Raw genomic sequence first — 18,082 nt, 5'->3', positions numbered from 1 at the left:
GCGTGGCGGCTTAGGTCCGCAGGACCAAGCCGCCACGCGTAGGGGCGGGGCCCCCTCATCCGCGGAGGCGTGGGGATAAACCCCGACTAAGCAGGGACCGCGACGATGACCTGGGCTGCGCGGAGGACGCGTTCTCCTGATTTGTAGCCTGAGCGGAGGACCTGGCTGACGGTGTCAACCTCGATGTCCTCGCCGGGCTGCTGGATCAGGGCCTCGTGGATCGTGGGATCGAACTCCACGCCGGTCTCGTTGATGCGGACCAGGCCGTAGGTCTTCAGCGCGTTCTCCAGTTTGTTGGCGATCGCGGCGAAGGGTCCGTCGGTGAGGTCGCCGTGCTGCCGGGCGGCGTCGACGTCGTCCAGGACCGGGAGCAGGGAGTTCAGGACGCCGATCACGGCCATCTCCCCTGCCACGGCGCGGTCGCGTTCAACGCGCTTGCGGTAATTGACGTACTCAGCCTGGAGGCGGAGCAGGTCGTTGCGCAGCTCGGCTGCCTCGGCGTTGCCGGAGCCTGCCGGGACGCCCTGGGCCACGGAGTCCTCGGCCGGCACGTCCACGCCGTTGAGAATCTCCTCGGCCTGGGCCAGCGCGTCGCCGTCGGAATCCGCCTGGGAACCGGTCCCGTGGGCGGGCTGGCCGCCCTCGGGGTGCCGGGCCTGCGCGTTCTGCTGGCCCGCGGAGGTGTTGTGCTCTTCCTCGTTACCGTGGTGCGGCATGGGTTACTTCTTCGCTTCGTCTTCGTCGATGATCTCGGCGTCGACGATGTCCTCGTCGGAAGCGCCTGCCGAAGCTCCCGCGCCACCGGCAGCACCGGCACCTGCAGCGCCTGCGCCGTCCGGGGAACCGGGCTGGGCGTAGATGGCTTCACCGAGCTTGGTCTGGGAAGCCTGCAGCTTCTCAAAGGCGGACTTCACAGCGGCGTCGTCGGTGCCTTCGAGGGCCTTCTTCAGGCTGTCCACGTCGCCCTGGACCTCGGTCTTGACCTCTTCGGGCAGCTTGTCCGCGTTGTCGGCGATCAGCTTGTCCACGGAGTAGGCGAGCTGCTCGGCCGTGTTGCGGGTGTCGGTTGCCTCGCGGCGGGCCTTGTCCTCGGCTGCGTGCTCCTCGGCGTCGCGGACCATCCGGTCAATGTCTTCCTTGGAGAGGCTCGAACCACCGGTGATGGTCATGGACTGTTCCTTGCCGGTGCCCTTGTCCTTCGCGGACACGTGGACAATGCCGTTGGCGTCGATGTCGAACGTGACCTCGATCTGCGGGATGCCGCGCGGTGCCGGGGCGATGCCGGTGAGCTCAAACGTGCCCAGCGGCTTGTTGTCCCGGGTAAACTCGCGTTCGCCCTGGAAGACCTGGATGGCCACGGACGGCTGGTTGTCGTCAGCGGTGGTGAAGGTTTCGGACCGCTTGGTGGGGATGGCGGTGTTGCGTTCGATCAGGTGCGTCATCACGCCGCCCTTGGTCTCGATGCCGAGGGACAGCGGGGTGACGTCGATGAGGAGGACGTCCTTGCGCTCACCCTTCAGCACACCGGCCTGGAGGGCTGCGCCGACTGCCACGACCTCGTCCGGGTTGACGCCCTTGTTGGGCTCCTTGCCGCCGGCCAGTTCCTTCACCAGTTCGGAGACGGCGGGCATACGGGTTGAGCCACCCACCAGCACGATGTGGTTGATGTCGGAAAGCTTGATGCCGGCTTCCTTGATGACGTCGTGGAACGGCTTCTTGGTGCGCTCCAGCAGGTCCTTGGTGAGGTCCTGGAACTTGGCGCGGGTCAGCTGCTCGTCCAGGTGGACCGGGCCGTCGGGGGTGACGGAGAGGTACTGGAGCGAGACGTTGGTGCTGGAGGAGGAGGAGAGTTCCTTCTTGGCCTGCTCCGCTGCTTCGCGGAGGCGCTGCAGGGCAATCTTGTCCTTGGAAAGGTCGATGCCCTTCACCTTGAGCTGGTTGAGCAGGTAGTCAACGACGCGCTGGTCCCAGTCGTCGCCGCCCAGGCGGTTGTCACCGGCGGTGGCGCGGACCTGGATGGTGGAGAAGTTGTCTTCATCCTTGCCGACTTCCAGCAGCGAGACGTCGAACGTACCGCCACCGAGGTCGAAGACCAGGATGAGTTCGTCTTCCTTGCCCTTGTCCAGGCCGTAGGCGAGTGCCGCGGCGGTGGGCTCGTTAACGATGCGCAGGACGTTAAGGCCTGCGATTTCGCCGGCTTCCTTGGTGGCCTGGCGCTCGGCGTCGTTGAAGTAGGCCGGGACGGTGATGACGGCGTCGGTGACCTTTTCACCCAGGTAGGACTCGGCGTCGTTCTTCAGCTTCATGAGGATACGCGCGGAGATTTCCTGCGGGGTGTACTTCTTGGCGTCGATGTCCACCTTCCAGTCAGTGCCCATGTGGCGCTTGACCGAAGCGATGGTGCGCTCGATGTTGTTGACGGCCTGGCGCTTGGCGATTTCGCCAACCAGGACCTCGCCGGACTTGGAGAACGCAACGACCGACGGCGTGGTGCGGCCACCCTCGGCGTTGGCAATAACGGTGGGCTCGCCACCTTCGAGAACGGAGACGACGGAGTTGGTGGTTCCGAGGTCGATACCTACTGCACGTGACATGTGTTGCTTCCTTCTTTCCTTGGAAACTGGTTGGCGCCCTAAGCATTGAGCGTTCTGCACTCAACTCTACTCAGGGCGCCACCGATGTCAATCCAAAGTTGAGTGAAGGACGCTCAACTTTGTGGGCCGCGCGCGGATCCAGCCTCCACATTCCGCGGATTTCCGCCGCCAGATCCGCAAAAGTACGACGGCGGCAGCCAGGTTCGCTTTGGGAGAACGCTTGCGCGGAGGTGCTCAGCGCTCCGTGCCGCGGTCACCATGCAGGGGGCCGCGCTCATCATCCGTCGCCTGGACCTGGCCCGCCGTCAGCCCCTCACGGATGGCCTGCTCGGTGCGGGCGTCGCCGGCCGCACCGGCGTCGCCGTAATCGCCTTCCTCGTATTCGCCGTCAGCGGGACCCCTCTCGGGCTCATTAATCGTGCCGGCATCGCCAAAATCACCGTCGACGTACTGCCCGCCCTCGCCCTCCAGTCCAGGTGCACTGCTGGCCCGGCGGGGCTCCTCGGCGGCAACTTCAGGATTCTCAGTCATGGTGCATCTCTCCTTCGAGGCTCGGCGTCCTTGGCGGCGCACTTGGCAGTCTATCCACGGGGCGGGCGCACCGACAGGGCCGCGGCCCCGCCTCAGCCGACCGCCGGCGGCAGGCCCGCGACGCCGGCCAGGACCGAAAGATGGTGCTCGAAGAGCTCCGCCGGCGCCGTGAAGGTGTCGGGCCCGTACTGGTTGAACACCTCGAAGCTCACCGCACCGAAGAGCGAACTCCACACCAGGACGCCCCGCGCCACGAGCGCCTCCGGCATCTCCAGCCCGAACTGCCGGCGGATGGCGGCCAGGTTCCCCGCCAGGGTGGGTGGCAATTCCGGGAAAGGTCCCGCTGCCACAAGACGCCCCGCCATGGAGGCGGACTCCAGGATGCCGATCAGGCTCACGATGACCCGGGTGCCGGGGACGGTTGTGCGGTCGGCCGGCGCGTTGTACCCGGGAACCGGGCTGCCGAACAGAAGTGCGTAACTGGCAGGTTCCCGCAGGGCCCACGCCCGGACCGCCCGGCCCAGCGCTGCGAACCGGGCAAGGTGGTCCCCGTCCGGAGCCTCGCCCACAGCCGCGTCCACCTCATCCCCCAACTCATCGAAGGCATCGATGAGCAACAGCGTCAGCAGCTCGTCCCGGCTCTCCACATAGCGGTAGACGGCGGAGGACACCACCCCCAAGTCCCTCGCCACCGCACGCAGGGAGAGCGCCGCCGCCCCATCCGTGGCCAGGTGCCGCCTGCCCAGCCGCACGATATCCGCCACAGTCTGCATCCTTGCCCGCTGCCGCGGCGTGAGCGGGCGGGACTTGACGGCGGTGTTGTCGATGTCATCCACGGCTTCATCATGTCATAAAAGAGAGCAGCAGGATCAGAAGAGAGCACCGCTCTTGACTTCTGCTCCAAGCGGCTTCATGCTGGCTTCAGAGAGCGGTGCTCTCGATAACCGAGGAGGAGGCCAGGGTGTCAAATGTAAATGTAGTGACCGGCGCGGGACCGGTGGGGTGGGCGGTCGCGGAGCAGCTGGTGGAACAGGGGCGCCAGGTGCGCGTCCTCACGCGATCAGGCAGTGGGCCGGAGCACCCGCTGATCGAGCGGATCCAGGGGGACGCGAAGGATCCTGCGGTCCTGGGGGACACTCTTGCCGGCGCCAAAGCGGTCTTCCATTGCATCCACGGGTCGGCCTACACGGCCAATGCCTGGCGGGCCGAACTCCCCGCCGCCGAGCAGGCGGTGCTCAAGGCAGCCCGGGAGGTGGGCGCCGTCGTCGTCTTTCCCGAAAGCCTCTACTCCTACAGCGAGCCGGACCGCGTGATGACCGAGGACAGCCCCCGCCGGGCAGCCGGGGGCAAGCGGGGAGTACGGACGGAGCTGCTGCAGGCCCGTGAGGCCTCACCCGCGCCAACGGTGAGCGTGGTGTCGGGCGACTTCTTTGGTCCCCGCGTCCGGATGGCCCACGGCGGCGAACGCATGGTGGCTCCCATCATGGCGGGGAAGAGCGTCAGCGTGGTGGGAAGCTCCCGGCAGCCGCACTCGTTCACGTTCGTTCCTGACCTTGCCCGCGCCATGATCGCTGCGGCCAACAGTCCGTCTGCCTGGAACGCCGTATGGCATGCACCCACGGGTCCTGCCATCACCCAGGAGGAACTTGCATCTGCCTTCGCTGCCGCTGCGGGACGGGCCGCCCCCAAGGTGCGCGTCCTCCCTGGCTGGACGCTCCGGGCGGCTGGCCTCCTCTCGGCGGATGCGCGGGAGCTCGCGGAGATGCTGTACCAGTTTGAGCGTCCGTTCGTCATGGCCTCTGCGGTGTCCGAGGCAATGCTGGGCGTCAGCCACACCCCATTGGAAACGGCTGTTGCCGCCACCGTGGAATGGTGGCGGCAACAGGGCTAGCCTCCGGGAAAGGCGGGGCTAGCGGCTGGGAACCTCTTCAAGGGGTTCGACGCCGGACTCCGGCGTGCGGACGGCATTCCCGCCATCCGTCCGGCCCAGCTTGCTGGGCCACCAGATCTTCGGGCCAATGTCGTAGGCCAGGGCCGGCACCAGCAGCGAGCGCACCAGCACGGTATCCAGCAGGACGCCAAAGGCCACAATGAACGCCAACTGCACCAGGAACATGATGGGAATGACGCCCAGGGCGGCGAAGGTGGCGGCCAGGACCACGCCTGCCGAGGTGATCACGCCGCCGGTCACCACCAAACCACGCAGGATGCCGGGCCTGGTGCCGTGCTTGAGGGATTCCTCGCGGACGCGGCTCATCAGGAAGATGTTGTAGTCAACGCCCAGGGCCACCAGGAAGACGAAGCCGAACAGCGGAACGGTGGCGTCGGCTCCCGGGAACCCGAAGAGGTTGTTGAACACGAAGGCGGACACTCCCAGTGCGGCCGCGTAGGACACCACCACCGAGAGCACCAGCAGGACCGGGGCCACGATGGAGCGCAGCAGCAGCATGAGGATGAAGAGGATCACCACCAGGACCACCGGGATGATGACCACCAGGTCGTGCTGGGCCGTGGTGTTGGTGTCCAGCGCCGTAGCAGTCACGCCGCCCACCAGGGCGCCGGGATCAACGGCCTTCACCTCGGCGCGAAGGGCCTTGATGGTCTCCTCCGCCGCAAGCGAGTCAGCGGCATTCTTCAGCGTGGCGTTGATGAGGACCTTTCCGTCCCGGACGTCCGGTGCGGTGGGAGCGCCCGGGGCTCCGGTGACGGGCACGCTGCCGCGCCCCAGCAGGTAAGCGTCGCCCACGCCGCCGTCCGCTTTCACTTTGTCCAGCACCTCGGCTGCGTTGCCCTGGTCTGCAACCACGACGGCGGGGCTGCCGCTGCCGGCGTCGAAGTGGCGGGCCAGCGCATCCTGGCCGTCCACTGCGTTGGAGGCGGTGAGGATGACGTCCGTCTGCGGCACGCCGTTGGCCTTCAGCTGGAACAGCCCGCCCGCTGCGACGAGGAGCAGGAGGACCGAGGCCACCCAGATGGTCCTGGGGCGCCGCGACACGAGGGAACCCATAGCCCGCCAGAGGCCCTTTTGGCCCTCCAGGCCGGTGACCAGTTCCGGTTCGCGCTGGTCCGCGGGGAGGAGCCTGGGCCGGAAGGGCCAGAAAGCAGCCCGGCCCAGCAGCGCCATCAGTGCCGGCAGCAAGGTCAGCGCGGCGAACAGGGCGCAGAGGATGCCTGCTGCCGCAACCGGGCCCAGGGCCTTGTTGGAGTTGAGGTCGGAGAAGAGCAGGCACAGGAGCGCGATGATCACGGTGGCGCCGGAGGCAAGGACTGGCTCGAAGGACGCCTTCCACGCGGTCAGGACCGCGGCGGTGCGGTTGGTCGTGTGGGTGAGGGCCTCCCGGAACCGGGCCACGAAGAGGAGGGCATAGTCCGTGGCTGCGCCGATCACCAGGATGGAGAGGATCCCCTGGCTTTGGCCGTTGAGCTGGATCCAGCCGGCCTTTGCCATGCCGAACACCAGCAGGATGGCCGCGCAGAGGGCGAACACCGACGTGAGCAGGACCATGACGGGCAGCAGCAGGGACCGGTAGACGATCAGGAGGATGACGAATACCGCGGACAGCGCCACGAGCAGGAGGATCCCGTCAATGCCGCCGAACGCTGCAGTGAGGTCCGCCGCCAGGCCGGCCGGCCCGGTAACGAAGGTCCGCGCGCCTTCAGGGGCCGCCGCGGTGACGGTGCCGCGGAGTTCCTTCACTGCGTCCTTGATTTCGCCGGAGGACCCGATGGGAACCACGAACTGGACGGCCTTGGCGTCCTTCGACGGAATCGGGCCGATCACAGTACTGCCCAGCTTGAGGTCTTCAAGGCTGGTCTTCAGCGTGGCCAGCTCCCCGAGCTGCTGGGGAGTGAAAGCCTCGTTCTTCTCGATGACGATGATGCCGGGGACCTCGTCCGAGTCCCGGAACTTCGCCTGCCAGTCCTGGGCTTCGGTGGCCTCAGCGCTTGCGGGGAGGAACGACGCCTGGTCATTGGATGAGACCTCCTCCAGGCGCCCGAACGTGGGCCCGCCAACCCCGGCGAGTCCCAGCCAGGTCAGCACCAGGACCACGGGTACCAGCCAGCGAAGCCAGAACGGAACACGTTCCCTGGCGACTTTTGTGCGATTCATGATGCCTTCCGTCCACGAGCAGGGGGAGTAAGATTTGTTTCCAGCATAGATTATCTCCACGATAGAGATAAGTGCCAGTCAAGCTTTATTTGGATTGGGTGATCCTGCCGGCAGCGGCGTCAGCAGGCGATCTCCCGCGCTGGAGTAATATCCGTCAGGACGCCGGCGCATAAAGTGGCCCGGGACAGAACGACAGGGAGGTGGAGATGGAAGGCAAGAGCGCTCCCCCACCATCCCCCTTCGAGCGGTCCGGCCCTGAGTTCGGCCACCCCCTGCTGAGGATCCTGCAGGAGTTCACCATTGAAGCGAACCGGTACGTCGATGCCGCCGGCGAGCGCAAGGACATGCACCGCACTGACATGAACGCCCTGGCTGTGATCATGCGGCACACGGCGCGGGGCAATGTGGTGACGCCGGGGCTGCTGCGGAAGGAACTGAACCTGAGTTCGCCGGCCACCACGGCGCTGATCGACCGGCTGGACAGTTCCGGTCACGTGGTCCGCGAGCGGCACAGCACGGACCGGCGGCAGGTCCAGCTGAAGATGACTCCAAAGGCCTTCCAGGAGGGCGGAGCCATCTTCGCCCCGCTGGCGCAGCACATGGGCACCGCCATGGCAGGGTTCTCTGAAGCCGAACTGGAAACCGTCACGCGCTTCATGACGGCGATGATCGATGCCACCGTGGCGGCCAGGACAGAATCCGGATAGCGGGCCCCCGCAGGGGGTAGCGTTTGGTTATGAGTGCGCAGCAGCCTGAGGAAGACGTTTACACGCACGGCCACCACGAGTCCGTGGTCCGGGCCCATGCCGCCCGGACCGCCGAGAACTCGGCCGCCTTCGTTCTCCCGTACCTCACACCCGGGTCCACCCTGCTCGACGTCGGCTGCGGGCCGGGAACCATCACCTGCGATTTCGCCGCCCTGGTCAGCCCCGGCAGGGTCACCGGCCTGGACCGCTCGCCTGACGTCATCAGCCAGGCGCAAGCACTCGCCGTCGAGCGGGAAGTGCCCAACGTCGAGTTCGTGGCGGGCAACATCTACGATCTGGACTTCCCGGACGAAACGTTCGACGTCGTCCACGCCCACCAGGTGCTCCAGCACCTTACGGACCCTGTGGAGGCACTCCGGGAAATGCGGCGGGTGGCCAAGCCGGGCGGCATTGTGGCGGTCCGCGATGCCGACTTCCATGGGATGAGCTGGTACCCGGAAATTCCGGAGCTGGACGAATGGATGGACCTGTACCAGCGGATCGCCCGCCGCAACGGAGCAGAGCCCGACGCCGGGCGGCGGCTGGTCAGCTGGGCCCAGTCAGCGGGATTCACCGACGTCGCTCCCACCAGCAGCAACTGGCTGTACGCCACGGCGCAGCAGCGCCGCTGGCAGGCGCGGGTCTGGGGCGAACGGGTCCTGCATTCAGCCTTCGCTGAGCAGGCACTGGAGTATGGATTCGCCAATGCGGCTGACCTTGCCCGGATTTCGGCCGGCTGGCACCGCTGGGGTTCCACCGACGACGGCTGGTTCCTGATCCCCAACGGCGAGGTGATTGCCCGGGCCTGACCAGCCGCACCAGTGAGTTCGAAGTATGGAAAGGGCGGCCGACGCGAGGCCCTGCTTTTGCCCGCGTAATATTGTTCAGTGCAATTTTCCCTGTGGCTCGCCCTTGCGGGCGCCGGCGTCCTGATCAGCTTCACCCCGGGAGCCGGGGCCATCAACACCATGAGCAACTCGCTCAATGCAGGCTTCCGCCGGTCCATCTGGGGAATCCTGGGCCAGCAGGCGGCCCTCATCGTGCACGTCCTCATCGTGGCGCTGGGCGTCGGAGTGCTGGTGGCCAGCTCCCCCGTAGCCTTCAACGTGATCCGCTACGCCGGCGCCGCCTACCTGGTGTACCTCGGCATCCGCCAGTTCCTGAGTAAGCCAACCGTGGCGCAGGAGCAGGCGGCCGCCCTCCGCAATGAACCCGCCTGGTCCATCTTCCGGCGTGGCTTCTGGGTCAACCTGCTGAACCCCAAGGCCATCGTGTTCTTCCTGGCCTTCACCCCCCAGTTCATCAGGCCCGACCAGCCGCTGTTCACCCAGTACGCAGTACTCACCGCTACCATCGTGGCCATCGACATCCTGGTGATGTGGTTCTTCTTTGCCGCGGCGGCACGGTCCTTCCAGCGGTTCACCAGCACGGAACGGGGCCAGTCGGTGCTCAGCAGGGTGTTTGGCGTCCTGTTCGTGGGGGTGGGCATCCTGCTGGCCCTGATCCACTAGGACTCCGCTGCACCAGGACTCCCTTCGCTCCTCTGCACCACCTGTCACATACCCATACCGCGCCAAGTAATGCATCTTTACAACCCCGTAAAGCATTGTGAACGGACGGGTAGCCAAGAGTGATCGGCAGCGCGCATGCTTAGTCCATGGACTCAACGTCGAGCGCATACCGCGTCATCACCGTCTGCACCGGCAACATCTGCCGGTCCCCCATGGCCGAGCTGATGCTCGTGGCAGCGCTTGAACGTGAGGGCCTGGCCGGACTGGTGGAGGTGGACTCCGCCGGGATCACCGGTTACGAGGCCGGGCGGCCCATAGATCCCCGGGCAGCCCGCAGGCTCGCTGCAACCCAGCTCTCCTCGGAGCACCACATTGCGCGCGAGTGGGAGCCGGAATGGTTCCACGAGCGCGACCTGATCCTGGCCCTGGACATCGACCACTTTGCCTGGCTGAGCCAAGCGGCGCCGGACCAGGATTCCCTGGGCAAGATCCACATGCTCCGCAGTTTCGATCCCGCCATGGCGGAGCGGCACCGGCTGGACCAAGGCATTGAGGACCCCTGGTACGGCGGGCACGCGGACTTCGATGCCGTGTGGCACCAGATCCACGCCGCCCTGCCCGGCCTGGTCCGGCACATCAAGGCAGCGGTCCTGCAGAACACCCAGCTTCAGCCGCACTAGCTGGGTCCCGGCGCAGGAAGAACCTTTGCACCCCGGCAGGAGGAATGCCTCCGGGCAACGGCGCCGTTCATGGATGAAAGCTGCCAACGGAAAACGGTACGCTCTAGTCCATGAGCCCAGCCCCCGTCATCATCGCCGTCGACGGGCGTTCCGGCGCAGGGAAGACCACCCTCGCCGTCGAGCTTGCGGCCAGGCTCCGCGCCCACCATAAGGTCTCGCTGTTCCACCTTGAAGACATCTACCCCGGCTGGGACGGGCTGGCGGCCGGCGTCGAACGCTACGTCACAACGGTCCTTACGCCGCTGAGCCGCGGCGAGGCCGCCACCTGGACAAGCTGGGACTGGAAAAACCATTACGACGGCGACACCCGGGTGACGCTGCCCGCGGAGATCGTGATTATCGAAGGAGTGGGGGCCGCGGCAGAGGCAGCCCGGCCGATGCTCCACACAGTGATCTGGGCGGAGTCGCCCGACGACATCCGCAGGACGCGGGCGCTGGACCGTGACGGGGCGACGTATGAACCGTACTGGGACCAGTGGGCAGCGCAGGAGGACGAGTGGCTGGGCCGCGACGACGTCCCCGGCCATGCGGACCTCCGGGTCCACAACCTTGCCGACGCATCCGCTCCGGCCGAGCTGCTGCAACTCCTCCCCTACCTGCCCGCTCTGGCACCCGCGCTGGCGCCCGAACTTTCCGCACGCCGCAGCCTGCGCCTCCATGCCGAGCGCCTGACGGCCATCCCCGATGCGCCCGCTCTGTTCCAGGCCCTGTATGGCCGCTCTGCCAATGCCGTCTGGCTGGACTCCTCCAATGCAGGCGCGCGCCCGGACAACGCCGGGGTGAAGGAGGCGGGGCAGGCAGCGCGGACCGCCGCTGAGCGCAGCCGGTTCAGCATCATGACGGACGACGGCGGAATGTTCGGCCAGTCGGTGACGCACCGGGCAGGCGTAAGCCGGATCAAGGCGGGCTCGTGCACGGCCACCGTTCCGGGCCCGTTCTTCCGCTGGCTGGACACTGTCTGGGGCCGGGGGGCGGTGCGCACCCCGGATGGATACCCCTGCGAGTTCACCTTGGGCTGGCTCGGCTGCCTCGGCTACGAGCTCAAGCGTGAAACCGGCGGCAGCGACGTTTCCGCGCCCACGCCGGATGCCAGCCTGATCTTTGCCGGCCGGGCGGTGGTCCTGGACCACGCCGATGGGACCGTCTGGCTCCTGGCGCTGGATGCCCCGGATGCCGGCGAGTGGCTGGCTCAGGCACGTGCGGCTGTTGAGGATGCCGCGATCCGCGCCGATCCTGCCCAGGCAGCGGAGGCCGGCGCCAGCACCGGCGTCGTACTGCCTGAACCGCCTGTCTTCCGGAGCCGGGACACGGGCAAACGGTACCGGGAGAAGATCAGCGCCGCCCAGCACCAGATCGCCGAGGGAAACACGTACGAGGTCTGCCTGACCACCACCCTCGAGGCCCGGATCCCGGCCGCCTCGCTGGACCCCTGGACCACCTACCTGGCCTTGCGCCGGAGGAACCCGGCCCCGTTCGCCAGCTACCTGCGGCTGGGAGATCTCTCTGTGGCCAGCACCTCGCCCGAGCGGTTCCTGAAGATAGCGTCCGACGGCCGGATGCGCGCCGAGCCGATCAAGGGCACACGGCGCCGCGCTGCCGACCCCGAAGAGGACCGGCAACTGCGCACCGACCTGGCCACGTCCCTGAAGGACAGGGCCGAGAACATCATGATCGTGGACCTGCTGCGCAACGACCTCAGCCACTTTGCCGAGCCGGGATCGGTGACCGTCAGCAGGCTGTGTGCGATCGAAACCTACGCCACGGTCCATCAAATGGTCAGCACCATCGACGCCCGCCTCCTTCCCGGTGCCCTGCGGGCGGAGGCGGTGGCAGCATGCTTCCCGGCCGGTTCCATGACCGGTGCCCCGAAGATCAGCACCATGGCCATCCTGGACCAGCTCGAAGCCGGACCCCGCGGCCTCTACTCGGGTGCCATCGGCTACTTTTCGCTCAACGGGGCAGCGGACCTCGCCGTCGCCATCCGGACCCTGGTGGTCAGCACGGCGGGTGACGGAACGGCTGAACTGTCCCTCGGCGTCGGGGGCGCCATCACCTCGGATTCCGTACCGGACGATGAATATGAGGAGATCCGCACCAAGGCCCACGGGGTGCTCTCCACCCTGGGCGCGGACTTCCCTGACGACTGATTCCAGGTGACCCGTACCCCTGTCCACAGTGCGGACGCCCGTTTAGGAGGAACCAGCCGCGGGTAGGCACCTGAGGGTCAGCTGACCCGCCCAAGACATGCGGCGGACCCAAGCGCCCACGCAAGGCAGGTTGCCGCATGACGGAACCGTCCCATCCCCAAAACTCCAGCAGGCAGGCACCGCGCAGTTTCAAGTATGTGCTCATGCTCGGGGCCCTGGCGGCGCTTCCGGCGCTCACCACGGACATGTACCTGCCCTCCCTGCCCGCCGTGGAGGCGGACCTCCACACCACCCAGACGGCCGCCCAACTGACGTTGTCCGGAACCCTCGTGGGCGCCGGCATCGGCCAGCTGGTCATCGGCCCCTTCTCGGACCGGTTTGGCCGGCGGCTGCCGCTGCTCATCGGCATTTCCCTGCACGTGGCCATCTCGCTGTTGTGCTCCATGACGCCGAACATCGAAACGCTCACAGGGCTGCGCGTGCTGCAGGGCTTCTTCAACGCGGCCGCCGCCGTGGTGGCCCTCGCCGTCATCCGCGACCGGTTCGTCGGCTCCGCCGCGGCCCGGCTGCTGTCCCGGCTGATGCTGGTGATCGGGGTGGCGCCGCTCCTGGCCCCCACCGTGGGGCAGGCCATCGCCGGAGCCTGGAACTGGCGCGCCGTCTTTTACGCGCTGGCTCTCATCGGGCTGGTTTTGGTGGCGGTTGTCGTGAGGTTCATGCCGGAAACGCTGCCGGAGGACCGGCGCAGTTCCGGCCACCCCAGGCATGTGGCCCGTGCGTACTGGGCGCTGCTGCGGGACCGGCACTTCATGGCGCTGGCCGTCATCCCGGGCCTGGGCCTGGCCCTGATCATGAGCTACGTGGTGGGCTCGCCCTTTGTGTTCCAGAACGAATACGGCCTCACGGCCCAGCAGTTCGCCCTGGTCTTCGCCCTCAACGGCGCGGCACTGGTGCTGTCGGCCCAACTCAACGCCGCCCTGGTCCGGAAATTTCCGCCGGTCCGCCTCCTGCGCACCGCCCTCCTGGTCCAGCTGGGCTTCGCCGTGCTGCTGCTCCTGGTGGTGGGGACCGGTGCCGGCGGAGCCTTCGGAGTGGTGGCCGGCCTGTGGCTGGTCCTGTCAATGCAGGGCATGGTCCCGGCCAACGCGTCGGTCCTGGCCCTCCACAACTACGGGCATATGGCGGGGACGGCGGCAGCGGTGATCGGAGCCCTGCAGTCCGGAGTGGCGGGGCTCGTCAGTCCCCTGGTAGGGGTCCTGGGCGGAAACTCGCTGTCCATGGTCGTTGTCATGATCGGCAGCTGCGCCGTGGCAGTCCTGGTGCTGGCCCTGGGAACGCCTGCCTACCGGAAAGGCGGCTGGCCCGAGCACGCAGGGAACGACGGCGGCCAGCGGGTCGGCGCCGGCGGGTAAGTCCGCGTACCCGCGCCTACTGGACCGTGGCTGTCAGCCGGGCCACGTTGTCCACATACCGTGCAGCGAGCGGCCGGGTTAGCCAGTCCGCGAGTTTGAGCTCGTGCGAGATGTCCCGGTAGGTGTCCTCCACTGCCCGCATCTTGTTGACGATGTCCTCGCCCAGGAGCATCACGGAGACCTCCAGGTTCAGGGAGAAGGACCGCATATCCATATTGCTGGAGCCCAGGACGGCCACCTCGTCGTCGATGGTGAAGTGCTTGGCGTGCAGTACGAACGGGGCCTTGTACAGATAGATGCGCACCCCGGCCTCCAGGAGGGCCTCGTAGTAGGACCGCTGGGCGTGGTGGACCAGGAACTGGTCCCCCTTCTCCGACACGAACAACTCCACGTCGACGCCGCGCTGGGCCGCGGTGGTGATGGCATACAGCAGCGAATCGTCCGGAACGAAGTAGGGGCTGCAGATCGAGATCCGGTGCTGGGCGGAGTAGATGAGCGTGTTGAACAGACGGAGGTTGTTCTCGGTGATGAATCCGGGCCCGCTGGGTACTACCTGGGCCGTTACGCCGCCGGGCTCGGGATCCGCCGGAAGCTGCAGCTGTTGTTCCAGTGACTCGTTCGTTTCACTCAGCCAGTCGGTGGCGAAGACCACGTTCAGGGTGGTCACGATCGGTCCCCGCAGGCATGCCATCAGCTCCACCCACTCGCGGCCCGCCTTGCGGTGCCGCGGGTTGTTGTAGGAGGGCTCGATCAGGTTCTGCGACCCCGTGAAGGCGACCTCACCGTCCACCACCATGATCTTGCGGTGGTTGCGCAGGTCCGGCCGGCGCCACTGGCCGTGGATGGGCAGGAGCGGAAGCATCCGCCTCCACTGGATCTTGCCCGCCCTCAGGCGCTTGAGCAGCTTCTTGTAGCCCTTGATGCGCAGCGTGCCGATGTGGTCGAACAGGAGGCGCACTTCCACGCCCCGCTCCGCGGCTTCCTCCAAGGCAGTGAGCAGGTCATTGGTCACGTGGTCCGAGCTCATGATGTAGAACTCCGCGTTGACGAATTTCTTGGCCTTCCGCACGGCGTTCGTCATTTCAAGGATGGAGTCCGGGTACCCGGGAATGAGGTCCACGGAGTTGCCGTCCACCATGGGCAGGGACCCCAGCGTGCGGTTGAGCTCAGCGGCCGACTTGACCCACTCCGGGCCCGGGTAGTCGCTTTCCGCGTCCGAGAGTGCTGTGATGCCGGCCTGTACCCGGTCGTTGACCAGCTGCTGCTGCGCGCGCCGGCGGCTGGACAGCTGGAAGTTGCCGAACAGCAGGAAGAGGACGATGCCCACAAACGGGATAAAGAAGATGCCCAGCAGCCAGGCCATGGCCGTGGTGGGGCGCCTGTTGCCGGGGATGATGCCCAGGGCAAGGACCCTGATGGCCAGGTCGATAAAGCCCAGGAGCACCACAACCCACGTCGGCGCGGTGCCGGCAAGCGAAAAAGGCCACAACACGTCTATAACTCCCGGGAGATTAGGCTCCGGGGAACGGCTTCCGGCCGGTGCACTCCGCCCAGCTTAGCCGCGGCACCGCACTAAGCTGGTGCCATGAGCTCTCCAGCACCCGTGGTTCTCCTTTTCCTCGACCCCGATTTCCCCGACGGCCGGGCCGCCGATGCGTCCAAGCCCCAGCTGCTGGTCACGGACCTGGGGGTAACCAGGGGCGATGGCGTCTTTGAAACCATGCTGGCTGTGGGTGGATCGGTGCGGAAAATGCAGGCCCACCTGGACCGGCTTGCCGGCTCTGCGGTGGCACTGGACCTGGACATCCCGGAGCAGGATGTATGGCGCCGGGCCATCACGGCGGCCGTGTCCCGGCACCGGGCGGAGAACCCGCCGGCAGACCCGGCGGCTGATGAACTGGTGGTCAAGCTGGTGGTGACCCGCGGTGTGGAGGGCGCCCCGGCTCCCACGGCCTGGGTGCAGGCGTCCCCGGCGGGTGCGGCCGGCCGACGCCAGCGGGAAACAGGAATCGACGTGATCTTCCTTGACCGTGGCTATGACAGCGATGTGGCCGAACGGGCGCCCTGGCTGCTCCTTGGCGCCAAGACGCTTTCGTACGCCGTCAATATGGCCGCGCTCCGCTATGCGCACAAGCAGAGTGCGGACGATGTCATCTTCCTGTCCTCCGACGGCCGCGTCCTGGAAGGCCCCACGTCCACGGTGCTGCTCGCGCACGTGAAGTCCGACGACGACACTCCGGTCAAGCGCCTCATCACACCCCAGCTGGACAGCGGCATCCTGCCCGGAACGTCCCAGGGCGCGCTCTTCGCCGCCGCCAAGGCAGCAGGCTGGGAGCTGGGCTATGGTCCGCTGGAACCACAGGACCTCCTGGACGCCGACGCTGTCTGGCTGATTTCCAGCGTCCGCCTGCTGGCACCGGTGAACACGATCGACGGCAAGCAGATCGGCACCCCGGCAGTGCAGAAGGAACTGACGGCGGAATTGAGCGGACTTTTCGCCGGCATCCACTAGACCTGCACCAGGCGGCGCAATCCCTTTTCCCGCCCCCTGATCACCCGTAAGGTGTGGATCATGGACTCGCGAAACCTGCCGATCGAAAAACTGTCCTTCGACGACTGCTGGGAACTGCTCGATACTGACACGGTGGGCAGGCTGGCCATCGTGGTGGACGAACATCCGGAAATCTTCCCGGTCAACTACGTTGTCCACCTGCGCAGCATCGTGTTCCGCACAGCTCCGGGCTCAAAGCTGTGGGGCGCACGGATGGAACGGCCCGCAGCCCTGGAAATCGATGGCTATGATCCCTCCAGTGAGCAGGCCTGGAGCGTGGTGGTCCGCGGCGAAACGGAGATCATCGAAGACCAGGCCGTGAGGGATGCCGTGGACGGCCTGGGCCTGGAGCCATGGCAGCCCGGCGAAAAGGCCAATTACGTCAGGCTCAACGCCAAAGCGCTGACCGGGCGCCGGTTCAAAGTGAACAGGCCCGATGTTTGGAACACCCGTCTCCAGGACCGGCGCCGGGCCTCGTTCGAGTAGCCGTCGTCAGCGACCGGAACGGGCAGCCTGCCTGGAAAGCTGTGCCTCAAGCCCGGAAAGCAGGATGGTAAGTCCCTGGTCAAGCTCGGTGGCGCCGTCGTACTCCGCCAGCGCCGGGGCCAGGGCGCGCAGGCGTGGAAACTCCTTGGCGGGGAGGCGGTGCAGGCCCAACCGCAGCAGGACTTCGTTCTCTTCAGGGTCCACCACGTACTCCTGCAGTTCGTTGAGGATGTGCCCATAGAGGAAGCCGTAGTAGGCGCGGTAGACGTGCAGCGCATCGGCCGGTTCGAATCCTGCGGCCACCAGCAGGGACAGGATCTGCTCCAGGGGCCGCAGCGTGCCAAGGGGACGCAGGCCCAGCGGCGTGGAAAGGGGCCTGGTCACCAGCAAGGGAACGACGTTGGGGTGCCGGAGTGCCAGCATGCGCAAATTGTGCGCGATCTTCCGGAGCTGCTCTTTCCAGTCCGGGTCCTCGGGATGGATGTTGAGCTGGTTGAGGACCAGTTCCGTGACCCCATCCAGCAGTGCTGCCCGGTTCTCGGCGTACCGGTAAAGGCTCATGGGATCCCGGCCCAGCTCCTGCCCCAGGCGCCGCATGGTCAAAGCGTCCAGGCCTTCGGCGTCCACCAGCTCCAGCGCCTTCGCAAGCACGATGTCCCTGCTCAGCCTTGTTCTGGTGCCGTCGGAGCCGGAGGTCTTGGCGGAAGTCATTTGATCGGTCCTTGCTGGCGGGCGGCCGTCCCGAGGGATTCGAGACGCTTGCCTCACTTGTAGTCTACGAGTAAAGTCTACATTGTAGACAAGCGGCGAAAGCGCTCCCGGTCCCTCCAGTCTCAGCGGGGGACACCCAATAGGCCCCGACCGCCCCCTGTGCAGGGCATCGAGGTTCTGCTGCTGTAGCCGAACGGCGGCGCCACGCACCGAGCGAAGGGATGCCGTCATGGCTAATTCGCAGTTCGATCTTTTCCTTTCCGAAGCCACCTACTCCGACCCTGCGTCCGGCTGCAGCCTGGACCGCGACCGCCTTTACGGGCTTTACATCAGCTGGTGCTCCGTCAACCAGCAGCCGCTCGGCACCGAATCCAGCTTTTGGGCAACCATGAAACAGCGGATCAGGCCTGCAAGAAACGGGCTCCGCATGACGGGTCCGGCGGCAGCCGACTACATCCTGGCCAGCTATCCGCGGCTCCTGTAGTCCGGGGTGGGAGCCGCCGGCAGGAGTCGGCGAATGATCAAATGCTGCGGCACCTTTG

The 18,082-nt window shown here is 66.6% G+C and carries 17 protein-coding genes; 10 read left to right on the top strand and 7 right to left on the bottom strand.

All coding sequences use genetic code 11. From position 1 onward, the window contains the following. Positions 1–86: 86 nt before the first annotated feature. The 4 genes from VXJ37_RS18995 to VXJ37_RS18980 form a co-directional block, all read right to left on the bottom strand. A complete protein-coding gene (locus tag VXJ37_RS18995) occupies positions 87–716 on the bottom strand; it encodes a nucleotide exchange factor GrpE (RefSeq protein ID WP_331324587.1) in 630 nt (209 codons plus the stop codon). Positions 717–719: 3 nt separating this feature from the next. Then, a complete protein-coding gene (dnaK, locus tag VXJ37_RS18990; RefSeq protein WP_331324586.1) occupies positions 720–2,594 on the bottom strand; it encodes a molecular chaperone DnaK in 1,875 nt (624 codons plus the stop codon). A gap of 234 nt (positions 2,595–2,828) precedes the next feature. Beyond that, complete coding sequence (locus tag VXJ37_RS18985; protein WP_331324585.1) at positions 2,829–3,125, bottom strand: hypothetical protein; 297 nt, start codon at positions 3,123–3,125, stop codon at positions 2,829–2,831. A gap of 92 nt (positions 3,126–3,217) precedes the next feature. Further along, positions 3,218–3,898, bottom strand: a complete 681-nt coding sequence (locus tag VXJ37_RS18980; RefSeq protein WP_331324594.1) for a TetR/AcrR family transcriptional regulator — start codon at positions 3,896–3,898, stop codon at positions 3,218–3,220. Between the two features lie 188 nt (positions 3,899–4,086). Between VXJ37_RS18980 and VXJ37_RS18975 the strand changes: the two genes are divergently transcribed. Then, entirely contained in the window at positions 4,087–5,016 is a 930-nt protein-coding gene (locus tag VXJ37_RS18975; RefSeq protein WP_331324584.1) for an NAD-dependent epimerase/dehydratase family protein, read from the top strand. An 18-nt stretch (positions 5,017–5,034) separates the two neighbouring features. Here the strand turns inward: VXJ37_RS18975 and VXJ37_RS18970 are convergent, their stop codons facing one another. Next, positions 5,035–7,236 (bottom strand): MMPL family transporter, encoded by a 2,202-nt coding sequence (locus VXJ37_RS18970; protein WP_331324583.1) that lies wholly within the window; start codon positions 7,234–7,236, stop codon positions 5,035–5,037. Positions 7,237–7,442: 206 nt separating this feature from the next. Between VXJ37_RS18970 and VXJ37_RS18965 the strand changes: the two genes are divergently transcribed. The 6 genes from VXJ37_RS18965 (at position 7,443) to VXJ37_RS18940 (ending at position 13,792) form a co-directional block, all read left to right on the top strand. Next, positions 7,443–7,943, top strand: a complete 501-nt coding sequence (locus VXJ37_RS18965) for a MarR family winged helix-turn-helix transcriptional regulator (RefSeq protein WP_141945381.1) — start codon at positions 7,443–7,445, stop codon at positions 7,941–7,943. 29 nt (positions 7,944–7,972) lie between these two features. After that, entirely contained in the window at positions 7,973–8,791 is an 819-nt protein-coding gene (locus VXJ37_RS18960; protein WP_331324582.1) for a methyltransferase domain-containing protein, read from the top strand. A gap of 78 nt (positions 8,792–8,869) precedes the next feature. After that, positions 8,870–9,493 (top strand): LysE family transporter, encoded by a 624-nt coding sequence (locus tag VXJ37_RS18955; protein WP_331324581.1) that lies wholly within the window; start codon positions 8,870–8,872, stop codon positions 9,491–9,493. A gap of 146 nt (positions 9,494–9,639) precedes the next feature. Further along, positions 9,640–10,173 carry a low molecular weight protein-tyrosine-phosphatase gene (locus tag VXJ37_RS18950; RefSeq protein ID WP_331324580.1) on the top strand — a complete coding sequence of 178 codons (534 nt, stop codon included), beginning with the start codon at positions 9,640–9,642 and terminating at the stop codon, positions 10,171–10,173. A gap of 110 nt (positions 10,174–10,283) precedes the next feature. Continuing rightward, positions 10,284–12,380, top strand: coding sequence for an aminodeoxychorismate synthase component I (gene pabB / locus VXJ37_RS18945; protein ID WP_331324579.1), 2,097 nt, complete (start codon positions 10,284–10,286; stop codon positions 12,378–12,380). Between the two features lie 137 nt (positions 12,381–12,517). Further along, positions 12,518–13,792: a multidrug effflux MFS transporter gene (locus VXJ37_RS18940; RefSeq protein ID WP_331324578.1), complete on the top strand. Its 1,275-nt coding sequence runs from the start codon at positions 12,518–12,520 to the stop codon at positions 13,790–13,792. A gap of 16 nt (positions 13,793–13,808) precedes the next feature. On the opposite strand, the gene cls is transcribed toward VXJ37_RS18940, so the two are convergent. Continuing rightward, the gene (gene cls / locus VXJ37_RS18935) at positions 13,809–15,284 is read right to left on the bottom strand and encodes a cardiolipin synthase (protein WP_440589835.1); all 1,476 of its coding nucleotides are present in this window, start codon (positions 15,282–15,284) and stop codon (positions 13,809–13,811) included. 93 nt (positions 15,285–15,377) lie between these two features. Between cls and VXJ37_RS18930 the strand changes: the two genes are divergently transcribed. Next, complete coding sequence (locus VXJ37_RS18930; protein WP_331324577.1) at positions 15,378–16,304, top strand: aminodeoxychorismate lyase; 927 nt, start codon at positions 15,378–15,380, stop codon at positions 16,302–16,304. 60 nt (positions 16,305–16,364) lie between these two features. After that, positions 16,365–16,829 carry a pyridoxamine 5'-phosphate oxidase family protein gene (locus VXJ37_RS18925; protein ID WP_331324576.1) on the top strand — a complete coding sequence of 155 codons (465 nt, stop codon included), beginning with the start codon at positions 16,365–16,367 and terminating at the stop codon, positions 16,827–16,829. Between the two features lie 6 nt (positions 16,830–16,835). Here the strand turns inward: VXJ37_RS18925 and VXJ37_RS18920 are convergent, their stop codons facing one another. Further along, the gene (locus VXJ37_RS18920) at positions 16,836–17,540 is read right to left on the bottom strand and encodes a TetR/AcrR family transcriptional regulator C-terminal domain-containing protein (protein ID WP_331324575.1); all 705 of its coding nucleotides are present in this window, start codon (positions 17,538–17,540) and stop codon (positions 16,836–16,838) included. 229 nt (positions 17,541–17,769) lie between these two features. Here VXJ37_RS18920 and VXJ37_RS18915 point away from each other — a divergent pair, with 229 nt between their 5' ends. Then, the gene (locus tag VXJ37_RS18915; protein WP_331324574.1) at positions 17,770–18,024 is read left to right on the top strand and encodes a hypothetical protein; all 255 of its coding nucleotides are present in this window, start codon (positions 17,770–17,772) and stop codon (positions 18,022–18,024) included. The last annotated feature ends 58 nt before the right edge of the window (positions 18,025–18,082 follow it).

The sequence above is a fragment of the Pseudarthrobacter phenanthrenivorans genome, from assembly GCF_036455295.1.
GTDB lineage: Bacteria > Actinomycetota > Actinomycetes > Actinomycetales > Micrococcaceae > Arthrobacter > Arthrobacter phenanthrenivorans_C.
This window is presented reverse-complemented; position numbering and strand designations above follow the sequence as displayed.